The organism is Bradyrhizobium pachyrhizi (genome assembly GCF_001189245.1).
Classification (GTDB): Bacteria; Pseudomonadota; Alphaproteobacteria; order Rhizobiales; family Xanthobacteraceae; genus Bradyrhizobium; species Bradyrhizobium pachyrhizi.
Genome location: NZ_LFIQ01000114.1, coordinates 338,195 through 350,356, shown reverse-complemented (window position 1 = coordinate 350,356; position 12,162 = coordinate 338,195). Strand labels below are relative to the sequence as shown.

The 12,162-nt window shown below is 66.2% G+C and carries 10 protein-coding genes; 6 read left to right on the top strand and 4 right to left on the bottom strand.

Annotated elements, in window-relative coordinates; all coding sequences use genetic code 11:
* Positions 1-61: 61 nt before the first annotated feature.
* Positions 62-964 carry a LysR family transcriptional regulator gene (locus AKL29_RS30785; protein ID WP_050386732.1) on the top strand — a complete coding sequence of 301 codons (903 nt, stop codon included), beginning with the start codon at positions 62-64 and terminating at the stop codon, positions 962-964.
* A 15-nt stretch (positions 965-979) separates the two neighbouring features.
* Here AKL29_RS30785 and AKL29_RS30780 read toward each other — a convergent pair whose 3' ends face one another.
* From AKL29_RS30780 to AKL29_RS30770, 3 genes are all read right to left on the bottom strand, one after another.
* Complete coding sequence (locus tag AKL29_RS30780; protein ID WP_050386731.1) at positions 980-2,059, bottom strand: D-TA family PLP-dependent enzyme; 1,080 nt, start codon at positions 2,057-2,059, stop codon at positions 980-982.
* A gap of 147 nt (positions 2,060-2,206) precedes the next feature.
* A complete protein-coding gene (locus AKL29_RS30775) occupies positions 2,207-4,024 on the bottom strand; it encodes an ABC-F family ATP-binding cassette domain-containing protein (protein ID WP_050386730.1) in 1,818 nt (605 codons plus the stop codon).
* 4 nt (positions 4,025-4,028) lie between these two features.
* Positions 4,029-4,526: a YaiI/YqxD family protein gene (locus AKL29_RS30770; protein ID WP_050386729.1), complete on the bottom strand. Its 498-nt coding sequence runs from the start codon at positions 4,524-4,526 to the stop codon at positions 4,029-4,031.
* Positions 4,527-4,661: 135 nt separating this feature from the next.
* Between AKL29_RS30770 and AKL29_RS30765 the strand changes: the two genes are divergently transcribed.
* Both AKL29_RS30765 and AKL29_RS30760 read left to right on the top strand, forming a co-directional pair.
* Entirely contained in the window at positions 4,662-5,465 is an 804-nt protein-coding gene (locus tag AKL29_RS30765; protein ID WP_028335033.1) for a hotdog family protein, read from the top strand.
* Positions 5,466-6,074: a 2-hydroxychromene-2-carboxylate isomerase gene (locus AKL29_RS30760; protein WP_028335034.1), complete on the top strand. Its 609-nt coding sequence runs from the start codon at positions 5,466-5,468 to the stop codon at positions 6,072-6,074.
* Between the two features lie 221 nt (positions 6,075-6,295).
* Here AKL29_RS30760 and AKL29_RS30755 read toward each other — a convergent pair whose 3' ends face one another.
* Positions 6,296-8,668 carry a xanthine dehydrogenase family protein molybdopterin-binding subunit gene (locus AKL29_RS30755; protein WP_050386728.1) on the bottom strand — a complete coding sequence of 791 codons (2,373 nt, stop codon included), beginning with the start codon at positions 8,666-8,668 and terminating at the stop codon, positions 6,296-6,298.
* A 197-nt stretch (positions 8,669-8,865) separates the two neighbouring features.
* On the opposite strand from AKL29_RS30755, the gene AKL29_RS30750 reads away from it, so the two are divergent.
* From AKL29_RS30750 to AKL29_RS30740, 3 genes are all read left to right on the top strand, one after another.
* Complete coding sequence (locus AKL29_RS30750; protein WP_028335036.1) at positions 8,866-9,909, top strand: Ppx/GppA phosphatase family protein; 1,044 nt, start codon at positions 8,866-8,868, stop codon at positions 9,907-9,909.
* 179 nt (positions 9,910-10,088) lie between these two features.
* On the top strand, positions 10,089-10,790 hold the full coding sequence (locus AKL29_RS30745) for an RlmE family RNA methyltransferase (protein WP_050386727.1): 702 nt from the start codon (positions 10,089-10,091) through the stop codon (positions 10,788-10,790).
* A 233-nt stretch (positions 10,791-11,023) separates the two neighbouring features.
* Positions 11,024-11,860, top strand: a complete 837-nt coding sequence (locus tag AKL29_RS30740; protein WP_080667121.1) for a Crp/Fnr family transcriptional regulator — start codon at positions 11,024-11,026, stop codon at positions 11,858-11,860.
* Positions 11,861-12,162 lie beyond the last annotated feature (302 nt).

The window sequence follows — 12,162 nt, the reverse complement described above, 5'->3', positions numbered from 1 at the left end:
TAGGGGATCGGCCTAATATGCTACAATTCAAATAAGATGATGAAGAATATGCGAGATTGTTATGAACACGCATGACCTCGTGGCGTTCGTCGCCGTGGTGGAGACCGGATCGATCGTCGCGGCCTCGGCGCGGCTGAACCTGACCCAGCCCGGCGTGACGCGGCGGATCCAGAATCTCGAGGAGATGCTCGGCGCGCAGCTGCTCGACCGCCTCTCCAAGCCGCTGAAGCCGACGGCGGCGGGAATCGAGGCCTATGAGCAGGGCCGCCGGCTGCTGCGCATGCTCGATGACCTCAAGTCAGGCGTCGCCAATGACGGCGTGGTGCGCGGCGAGTTCAGGCTCGGCCTGACGCCGTTTTTGTCGGAGGCGGGGCTCACCGGACCGCTCGACGCGGTGCGCGGCGAATTTCCCGCGCTGGCGGTGCGCGTCGTCTCGGGCTGGTCGCCCAACCACATGGAGCGGGTCAGCCGCAACGAGCTCGATGCCGCGGCAATCTGTTTGCCTGACGGCACCGCGCCGCCCGACGATCTCGTGGCCGACGATCTCGGCGCGCAGCCGGTGGTGTTCGTCGTCGCGCGCGACATGAAGACGCCGAAGTCAGTCGATCTCGAATGGCTGTCGCGGATCGGATGGGTGATCAACCAGGACGGCTGCGGCTTCCGCCAGACGCTGAAGCGCCATTTCGATGCGGCGCATCTGCCGTTCAACATCGCGGTTGAGGCGCTCGATAGCGAGTTGCGGCTGTCGCTGGTGGCGCGAGGGCTCGGCATCGGCCTCGTGACGCCGGTGGCGCTGAAACGAAGCCCGATCCGTAGCCGGCTCAAGGCCGTGAAGATCGCGGATTTCAATCCCGCGGTCCGCGCCTGGATCGTGCATCGCCCGCCGGCCGGCCGCCTGGCGCGGCCGATCAAGGTGTTTCGCGCAGCGCTGGATCGCGAGTTGCAGGCGCTGATGCACGGGTAGATGCGTAGGATGCGGCTAGCGCAACTTCCCGCGCGCCGTCACTGGCAACGCACCGATGATCTCGTCACCGCGCACCATCACGACCTCGTCCATCATGTTAACGACGACGCAGACGTGATTGGGCACGATCCGCACCACGTCGCCGACATTGGGCCGCGTGTTGCTGCGAGACAGATCAAGGAAGCCGTGTTCCTCGGCGAAGCGCGCGATCCTGGCCTCGGGATGTTCGAGGATCAGGCCGTGGCCTTCAAGGCCGCCGGTGTCCGAGGTCAGCGTCTTGGAGCCGGCATCGAGGATGCCGCGCTCCGGGCCGGCGCGGCTGACGACGGTGGAATAGATATGCAGCGCGCAATCGTCCCAGGTCGCGACGCCGGCCGCGACCTGCATGCGGTCGTTGTAGATGTAGGTGCCGAAGCGATGCTCGGTGCCGCCCTTCAGCTTGCCGAGGTTCTTCAGGTTCGGCGTGCCGCCGGTGGAGACGATGGTCGCGTCGAGGCCGTGGGCGCGAACGCCGGCCAGCGCCTCGTCGTAGAATTTCTGCGCATCGGCCCAGCCGGTCTCGGTCGGGTACAGCATGAAACCCGCGAAGTTGAGGCCCTTGGAGGCTGCGATCTCCCGCGCCAGCGCGATCGCCTCGGCCGGGGTCTCGACGCCGGCGCGCTTGCGGCCGGTGTCGCATTCGACCACGACCGAGAGCGGGCGGCCGGAGGCGGCTGCGGCCTTCGGCAGGTCGCCCACGACGATGGAATTGTCGGCGGCGACGGTGACGTTGGCCTTGCTTTGCAGCGCGCCGAGCCGCGCCATCTTCTCGTCGCCGAGCAGATTGTAGCTGATCAGGATGTTGTCGATGCCGCTATCCGCCATGATCTCGGCCTCGCCGAGCTTCTGGCAGGTAATGCCTTTGGCGCCGGCCTTGATCTGCAGCTGCGCCAGCATCGGGTTCTTGTGCGTCTTGATGTGCGGACGGTTGGCGACGCCGGCTTCGTCGCAGGCCTTCTGGATGCGCGCGATGTTGCGCTCGACCCGGTCCATGTCGATCACGGCGCAGGGCGTGCCGTATTCCTTGGCGATCTTGGCGGCGAGGGGCGTGGTCATGATTTATCCTTCTTCTCCGACCTCGTAGGATGGGTAGAGCGACGCAAAACCCATCGACTTTCTTCTGCGCGCACACAGGATGGGTTTCGCGGAGTTTATCATCGGGCCGCGCTTTGCGCGGTCCCGTTGGCTCCACCCATCCTACAATTACGCCTGTTCGATCTCTTCACGCAGGACCTCGAGTTCGAGCCAGCGGTCCTCGGCGGCAGCGAGCTCTTGCTGCGCCTTTGCGATCGCGGCCGAGGCGGCGTCGAATGTCTTGCGATCCCTCGTATAGAGATCGGGATCGTCGAGCAGCTTCTGCTGCTTGGCGATCTCGTTGTGCAGCTTGTCGATGGTCTTCGGCAAGGTTTCCAGCGCGTGCTTCTCGTTGAAGCTCAGCCGGCGCCTCGGTGCTGCTTCGGGCGCCGCGGCTCTGGCTTCCTTCTTCTCTTCGGTCGCGGCATCCGCCTTCACAGTCTCGCGCTTCACGTCGGCGCCGCGCTGCGCCAGCATGTCGGAATAGCCGCCGGCATATTCGATCCAGCGTCCCTGGCCTTCGGGCACGATCACCGACGTCACCACGCGGTCGAGGAAGTCGCGGTCGTGACTGATCAGGATCACCGTGCCTTCGTAATCGCCGAGCATGTCCTCGAGCACGTCGAGGGTTTCGAGATCGAGGTCGTTGGTCGGCTCGTCGAGGATCAAAAGGTTGGACGGCTTGGCCAGCGCGCGCGCCAGCATCAGCCGGCCGCGCTCGCCGCCGGAGAGCGCTTCGAGCGGCGTGCCGCGCTGCTCCTGCGCGAAGAGGAAATCCTTCATGTAGCCGATGACGTGCTTCGACTTGTCGCCGACCATGACGTGATCGCCGCGGCCGCCGGTCAGCGCCTCGGCCAGCGTCAGCTTCGGGTCGAGGCTCTCGCGGTGCTGGTCGAGGGTTGCCATCTCGATATTGGCCCCGAGCCGCACCGAACCCGAGTCGGGCGGATCGTTGCCGATCAGCAGGTGCACCAGCGTGGTCTTGCCGGCGCCGTTCGGGCCGACGATACCGAGCCGGTCGCCGCGCTGGATCCGGGTCGAGAAGCCGTCGACGATCTTGCGCTCGCCGAACGCCTTCGCGATGTTCTTGGCCTCGATCACCAGGCGGCCGGATTTCTCGGCCTCGGCGGCGGCGAGCGTGGCATTGCCGGTGGCGCCGCGATAATCGCGGCGCTGGTCGCGCAGCGCATGCAGATTGCCGAGCCGCTTGACGTTGCGCTTGCGGCGGCCGGAGACGCCGTAGCGCAGCCAGTGCTCCTCGTTGACGATCTTGCGGTCGAGCTTGTGCTGCTCGCGCTCTTCCTCGGCCAGCACCTCGTCGCGCCACGCCTCGAAGGCGCCGAAGCCGCGCTCGATCTGCCGGATCTGGCCGCGATCGAGCCAGGCCGTGGTGCGCGACAGATTGGTGAGGAAGCGGCGGTCGTGGCTGATCAGCACCAGCGCGCAGCGCCGGCGTTCCAATTCGCCCTCGAGCCATTCGATGATCGGCAGGTCGAGATGGTTGGTCGGCTCGTCCAGCAGCAGGATATCGGGCGAGGGCGCCAGCACGCGGGCCAGTGCCGCGCGGCGTGCCTCGCCGCCGGAGGCATGCGCGGGATCTTCCTCGCCGCTGAGGCCGAGCTGTTCGAGCAGATAGCGCGCCTGGTAATGGTCGTCGCCGGGGCCGAGGCCGGCCTCGACATAGGCGAGCGTCGTCTTGTGCTGGCCGAAATCGGGCTCCTGCGGCAGATAGCGGATGGTGGCGCCGGGCTGCACGAAACGGCTGCCGGCGTCGGGCTCGACCAGGCCGGCCGCGATCCGCAGTAACGTCGATTTGCCGGAACCGTTGCGGCCGATCAGGCAGACGCGCTCGCCGGCGGAGACCGACAGCTCGACGCCCGTCAGCAGCGGCGTGCCGCCGAAGGTGAGGCTGATGTCCTTGAGTTGGATCAGAGGCGGCGGAGCCATCGCGCTAACCCCCGTTCGCCGGCGCCTGCTCGGCGCGGCGGCGCTGGATCCGGCGGATGGTCTGGTCGAGTGTCGACAGGAAGGTCGAGCGGTCGCGTGGCGAATATGATTTCGGCCCGCCGGTGATCTCGCCCGACGAGCGCAGATCGGTCATCAGATTGCGCACCGCGAGCGTCATGCCGATCGACTGTTCGGTGAACGGCTTGCCGTTCGGCGCGATCACGTCGGCGCCGGCCTTGACGCAGCGGCTCGCCAGCGGAATGTCCGCTGTGACCACAACGTCGCCTTCATGCGCGCGCTCGGCGATCCAGTCGTCGGCAGCATCCGTGCCGGAACCTGCGGCGATGCGCTCGATCAGCGGATCCTGCGGCACGCGGATGAAAGAGCCCGCGACCACGCTGACGGGCACGCCGAGCCGGATCGCGACGCGATAGATCTCGTCCTTCACCGGGCAGGCGTCGGCGTCGACATAGATGCGGGTGGGAGCAGGGGTTTCAGTCATCGATTCCAGGGTTGGCAGGCGCGGCCTGCGTGTACTCCATCGGGCGGAAAATAGCGAGCAAAACGAGAGGCTTGTCACGCTGCCCGGTTCGACTACGATTGCCTGAGAAAAACAACGGAAATAAGGGGAAACCCCATGGATTCGAAGACGGCTTCGCTGACCTACCGCGTCTCGGCGTACAACACCTCGAAACTGTCGGAGAACAAGATCCACGACGACACCGTGGCGCGGAAGTTCGGCTTTTCCGGCGGGCTGGTGCCCGGCGTCGACGTGATGGCCTACATGATGCACCTGCCGGTCGAGAAATGGGGCCGCGATTTCCTCGCGCGCGGCCTGATCGAGGCGCGCTTCGTGAAACCGGTCTATGACGGCGAGATCGCGGAATTGACCGGCCAGGAGACCGGCAATGGGCTGACGATCGAGCTCCACAGCCGCGGCGAGCTCTGCGCCACCGGCACCGCCTCGCTGCCGGTGTCCGCGCCGAAATTCGTGCTCGACGACTACAAGCAGGTTGCCGCGGTCGCCGAGCGCAAGCCGGTCAGTGCGTCGTCCTATGAGGAGGGCAAGTGGCTCGGCACCATCCCGCGCGACTGGTCGGGCGATGCCGCGAAGGAGTATCTCGCCGATATCCGCGAGACCGACCCGATCTACCTGCGCGAGGGTCTCGGCCATCCCGGCCTGCTGCCGCGGGTGATGAACAAGGTGCTGGTCGACAATGCGATCCTCGGGCCCTGGATCCATGTCGGCACCCGCATGCAGCTGCTGTCGGCGGGCAAGATCGGCGACGAGCTGACCGCGCGCGCCAAGGTGACCGGCAATTACGACAAGAAAGGCCACCGCTTCGTCGAGCTCGATGCGCTGGTGCTCGGCAATGGCGTGCCGCTCGCGCATTGCTGGCACATCGCGATTGTTCAACCGCGCGAACAGACGGCGGCGTAGATGTCCATCACCATCGACTATTATCTGTCGCTGAACTCGCCCTGGACCTTCATGGGCAGCGCGCCGTTTGCTGAGATCGCGCGGCGCCATGGCGCAAGCGTCAACGTCAAGCCCTGCAAGTTCGGTCCGATCTTCGAGCAGACCGGCGGCCTGCCGCTGCCGAAACGCTCGCCGCAACGGCAGGCGTATCGGCTGGTGGAGCTGAGGCGCTGGCGCGAGGTGAGGGGCATTCCGCTCAACGTCGAGCCTAGGTATTTTCCCAGCGATGACCTTGCGGCGGTGCGCCTCGTCATTGCTGCCGCCCTGCAGGGGAAGGATGCGCACCGCCTGTCGCTGGAGTTCGGCCGCGCGATCTGGGAACGCGAGGAGGCACTCGCCGACGCCGACGTCATGTCGGCCGCCGCGCAACGCGCCGGCCTCGACGTGGCCGCCCTGCGCGCGGGCGCTCCGTCGGATGTCGAGCTCGACCGGCTCTACGAGCAGTACACGCAGGACGCGCTGAAGGCCGGCGTGTTCGGCGCGCCGAGCTACGTGCTGCCGTCCGGCGAGATTTTTTGGGGACAGGACCGGGTGGAATTTCTGGACCGCGCGCTGAAGACGTTGGCGTGATTGGACCCGAGCGGGCGACGACGTAGGGAAGGGGCAAGACCGCCCCGCACCAACAGGTGTCATACCCCGCGCATGCGGGGTATCCAGTACGCCGCGGCTTCTCGGCTCAACAACTGCTGCCTCTGGAATACTGGATCACCTGCTGGAGCCTGTCATCGGGCGGCGCATCGCGCCGACCCGGTGGCGGGTGATGACAGCGGTGGGTGAGGCGAAACGGCGCCTTACGCCGCGCTCGCCTTGGCGTCCTGGATCGCGCGCCAGACGCGTTCGGGCGTCAGCGGCATGTTGATGTGCTTGATGCCGTATTCCGACAGCGCATCGACCACGGCGTTGACGATGCAGACGAGGCTGCCGGCGCAGCCGGCTTCGCCGCAGCCCTTGGTGCCGAGCGGGTTGGATTTCGCCGGCGAAGGATGATCGCCGACCAGCATCGCCGGCACGTCGCCGGCACGCGGCAGCGCGTAGTCCATGAACGAGCCGGTGATCGGCTGGCCGGAGGCGTCGTAGCTGATCTCCTCCATCAGCGCCTGGCCGATGCCCTGCGCGACGCCGCCATGCAGCTGGCCCGCGACGATCATCGGATTGACCACGACGCCGAAATCGTTGACCGCGGAGTAGCGGACGATCCGCGTCACACCGGTGTCGGGATCAATCTCGACCTCGGCGACGTGGCAGCCGTTCGGGAAGGTCGACGCCGTCTCCTTGGTAGCGTGATCGACGTCGAGGGTCTCCGGCGTGCCTTCCGGCATCTTGCCGGCGCGCATCCGCTCGGCGAGCTCCATGATGCCGATCGAGCGGTCGGTGCCGGCGATGGTGAAGCGGCCGGCGCCGAATTCGATGTCGGCCTCGGAGGCCTCCAGCATATGCGCGGCGGCCTTCTTGCCCTTCTCGACGACGAGCGCCGAGGCCTCGACGATCGCCTGTCCAGTCGCGGTGATCGAGCGCGAGCCGCCGGTGCCGTTGCCGAACCGCACCAGATCGCTGTCGCCCTGTTCGAGGGTGATCTTCTCGAAGGGCACCCCAAGCTGGTCAGACAGCACCTGCGCGAACGGCGTGGCGTGGCCCTGGCCGTAATCCAGCGTGCCGGTGGTGAGCTTCACCGATCCGTCGGGCTCGAAGGTGATCTTGCCGAGCTCGCCAGACGGCGGCGCGGTGACCTCGAGATAGGAGCCGACGGCGATGCCGCGCAGCTTGCCGCTCTTTTTGCTTTCCTTCTTGCGCTTGGCGAAGTTGTCGTAGTCGGAGATCTCCAGCGCCTTCTGGAACACGCCGGCGAAATCGCCGCTGTCATAGGTGACGCCGGACGCCGCCGGGAAGGGCAGCTGCGACGGCTTGATGAAATTGCGCTTGCGCAGCGTGAAGCGGTTGATGCCCATCTCGTCGGCGGCGGCATCGATCAGCCGCTCCATGTAGTAGTTGGCCTCGGGCCGGCCGGCGCCGCGATAGGCGCCCATCAGCGTGGTGTTGGTCAGGACCGTCTTGATGTCGACGCCGAGCAGCGGCGTGCGATAGACGCTGGCGAGGTTCTTGCCGGTGTTGAGCGACAGCGGGCCCGGCGCGACCCCGGTGATGTAGGCGCCGAGATTGCCGTAGCCGGACAGCCGCACCGCGAGGAACTTGCCGTCGGCATCGAGGGCGAGCTCGGCGTGGATCAGCTGCGCGCGGCCCTGGCTGTCGGAGAGGAAGCTGGTCGAGCGCTCGTCCAGCCACTTCACCGGGCGGCCCAGCTCGCGCGCCGCGTGCGCGATGCAGGTATATTCGGGATAGTTGAGGTTCTTCATCCCGAACGAGCCGCCGACATTGCCGGTGAGGATGCGGACCTTGTCGGCGGGCACGTTGAGCAGGCGCGCCAAAATCGCCTTGTTGCCGGACACACCCTGGGTCGGCACCTGCAGCGTGAAGCGTTCGGTTTTCTTGTCGTAATGCGCGAGCGCGACGCGCGGCTCCATCGAGACCACGGCGACGCGGGTGTTGACGATGTCGAGCTTGGTGACGTGCGCAGCGCCGGCGAACGCCGCCTCGATCTTGGCGGTGTCGCCATAGTGATAGTCGAGCGCGACGTTATCGGGGATGTCGTCATAGAGCTGCGGCGCGCCGGGCTTGGCAGCCTCGGCCGCATCGGTCACCGCGGGCAGCGGCTCGATATCCACCTCGACAGCCTCGGCGGCATCGCGCGCCTGCGCCGCGGTCTCCGCGACCACGAAGGCGACGGGATCGCCGACGAAGCGCACCTTGTCGGTCACCAGCGCGGGGCGGTTGGTCTGCTTGAGCGGGGAGCCGTCGCGGTTCTTCAGCGGCAGGCCGCAGGTGAAGGGGTTGTAGCCGGCGGCGGCAAGGTCGGCGCCGGTCCAGACCCCGAGCACGCCCGGCATCGCCCTGGCGGCCGCCGTATCGATCCCCTTGATGATTCCGTGAGCATGCGAGGAGCGAACCATCCAGCAAGTGGCCTGGCCGGGCAGCGAGAAATCGTCGGTGTATTTGCCCTTGCCACGCACCAGGGTGTCGTCCTCCTTTCGTCGAACAGGCTGTCCGACACCGTATTTTTGCAGTGCGATAGCGTTTTCGAGGGAGGCAGGCGGCGTGTGATCTTGCATCGAAAATGACCTGAAATGCCCGGATTTGCTGGAGTTTGGGGGCGCTGAGGAGATAACGCACACCCCCCTTAACGACAACGCCCGATTGGGCATGGACCCAATGTGAACGGAGTTTGCGTAGGGCTTTGACGCTGCTAAAGTTTCCGTGAACGATAATTATTCGGCGGGCCTTTTGGTCCCGCGGAAAGACAGTTTTGATGAACGACCATGTGCGGCTTTGCGACGGCCCCCCGGCCAGCGAAGCCCCGCCAGGGTTGGTTGCGGCAGCGGCGGAAAGTGGCGTCTACGCCGCGCTGGACCTTGGCACCAACAATTGCCGGCTGTTGATCGCCTGTCCCACCGGCGACGGGTTCCGCGTGGTCGATTCCTTCTCGCGGATCATCAGGCTCGGCGAGGGCATCGCCGCCACCGGCTCGATCAGCGAGGCCGCGATCGAGCGTGCGATTGCCGCACTGGCCATCTGCAGCGACAAGATCCGCTATCGCAAGGCGCGCCGGCTCCGCCTGATCGCCACCGAGGCCTGCCGCGCCGCCGGCAACGCCGAGAGTTTCCGCGCGCGGGTGGCGGCCGAGACCGGCATCAAGCTCGAGGTGATCGATCGTGAGACCGAGGCGACGCTCGCCGTGATCGGCTGCTCGCCGCTGCTTGATCCGAAGGGGCGGGGCGCCATCCTGTTCGATATCGGCGGCGGCTCGACCGAGCTGGTGCGGATCGAGCGCGACCCCAACGCGCTCGACGCGGCGCCACGCATCAAGGCGTGGATGTCGATCCCGCTCGGCGTCGTCACGCTGGCCGAACATTTCGGCGGCAAGAACGTCACCAGGGATATGTATGCGCGAATGATCGATGAGGTCGCGCGGCACGTCGCGCCGTTCGCGGCCGAGCACGGCAAGGATCTGCGCGACATGCACATGCTCGGCACCTCGGGCACCGTGACCACGCTCGCCGGCGTGTTCCTCAATCTGTCGCGCTACGACCGCCGCCGCATCGACGGCATCTGGATGAACGATTGCGACGTCACCGCGACGATCCAGAAGCTGCTCGGCATGAGCTATGAGGCGCGCGTCAACAACAACTGCATCAGCGTCGAGCGCGCCGATTTGGTGCTCGCCGGCTGCGCGATCCTCGATGCGATCCGCAACGCGTTCCCGATGCCGCGGCTCCGCGTCGCCGATCGCGGCCTGCGCGAGGGCATGCTGGTCGAGATGATGCGCGAGGACGGCGCGCTGCGGGCGTGCTAGAGCCTGAGCTACCTCGCCCCGCCCTTGCGGGGGAGAGGTCGGATCTTACGCGAAGCGTAAGATCCGGGTGAGGGGCCGCTTCCACACATTCAGTATGCGGAAGCAGCCCCTCACCCCAACCCTCTCCCCGCAAGAGCGGGGCGAGGGAGAAGCACACACACCGAGACGCAAGAACCATCATGGCGAAAGACACCACCGGACGGCTGCACGTCACGGTCAAGAGCGGCGGCAAGCGCAAACTGTCGTCAAAACTCTGGCTCGAGCGCCAGCTCAACGATCCCTATGTCGCCAAGGCCAAGGCGATGGGCTACCGCTCCCGCGCAGCTTTCAAGCTGCTCGAGATCGACGACAAATACCGTCTGCTCAAGCCGGGCATGACCGTGGTCGACCTTGGCGCGGCGCCCGGCGGCTGGAGCCAGATCGCGGCCAAGCGGACCGGCGCCGTCGACGGCAAGGGCAAGGTGGTCGCGATCGATCTGCTGGAGATGGGCGAGATTCCAGGCGTCACCTTCGCGCAGTTCGACTTCCTCGACCACGACGCGCCGGAAAAACTGATCGTGATGATGGGCGGCCGCGCCGACATCGTGATGTCCGACATGGCCGCCAACACCACCGGCCATCGCAAGACCGATCAGCTGCGTATCATCGGCCTGGTCGAGACCGCCGCGCATTTCGCCGGCGAAGTGCTCAATCCCGGCGGCACGTTCCTGGCAAAAGTGTTCCAGAGCGGCGCCGACGCCGAGCTGGTGGCGCAGCTGAAGCGCGATTTCGCGACCGTCCGCCACGTCAAGCCGGCCGCCAGCCGGCAGGATTCGTCGGAGCGCTATGTCCTGGCGACAGGATTTCGCGGGCAGCAACAGCCGTTATCGCGCGGGGAGTAGCGGCGACGCATCCGCCGAAGCCCCCTCGAAGGCAATCCATGATTTCTCATAGGGTGCGGCCGGAGCGCCGCCCCGCTACGCGAGCGCGGTCGCGGGCGACCTGAACCATTGGAACTCTTCCCGTTGCGGCGTATTCTATCTTCCCGGCGCGGTCAGTTCGTTGCGTATCCGGCCTGGCGCCACGGCAGGTTTGTGCAGCGAGCCGCGCCTCCGTCTTGCGGAGCTCTTCCGTGATGGAACGCAGGTCGAGCATAGGTAATCGCCTTCTGGCGGCCTTGCCGCCCGCCGACCTTGATTTGCTTGCGCCTCATCTCCGCAAGGTATCGCTCGAACGCGACGCCGTGCTGGTGCGGTCGGGCGACCTCGTCGAACAGATCTATTTTCCCTGCACGGCATTGATCGCGTTCGTCATGGACATGCCGAACGGACAGGCCGTTGCGACGACAATGATCGGCAACGAGGGCGCCGCCGGCATCCTGTCGACACTCAGGTCGATACGCTCGCCGATGACCGCGGTGGTTCGCGTCGCGGGCACGACGTGGCAGATTTCGCCGGCACGATTTCACGCCGCGCTCGCGCACAGTCACGCGCTTGCCAGTGCGGTACAGCTCCATATGCGGTCGTTGCTGGTCCAGTTCCAGCATATCGCGGCGTGCAATGCGCTCCATTCCGTGGAGGCCCGCCTGGCCCGGTGGCTGTTGCAGGTTCACGATCAGATCGGTGACGACACGCTGCCGTTGACGCAGGAGACGCTGTCGGAATTGCTGGGCGTGCGACGAACGACCGTGACCCACGTCGTGCACAAGCTTCGCGCCTCGGGCGCAATCCGCTCCAACCGGCGGAGCTCGATCGAGGTCGACAGGCCGCGGCTCGAAACCGCGGCCTGTGAATGCTACGAGATCATGCGCGGCAGGATCGACCGCATCGTATCCGCGGAAGGGATCAGGTCGTCCGGTCACGGCGCGCCACCACATGGACCTCGGCGTTCGCACGCCGGACCGTGGACCAATGGCGACAAGGTTCATGCACATACGCGCGGCGCGGGCGCTGAGCGATCACGAAGCCATTGAATTAGGGTTAGGCAAGCGCAGAGGTCAGGACGCCTTGCGCAATTCCAGCTCGGGTTCGTCGACCCACGCGTCCCTGGCGAACCATTCGTGATTGGTCCGACAGCTCGTGCAGTAGCTGCGCGAAAAGAACACGGTGCTGCACCGGAACGTCTCGCGGTCGGATTTCATGCCGGTATTGATCGCACGTCCCGTCCGCGGGCATTTGATCATGATGACGCCCACCTTGGTCCTCCTCCAATGTGAGAAATTGCGGCTCCCGCGCACCGTCGGCTGGACCGCGCCCCTTCTGATCGGAGACGTTT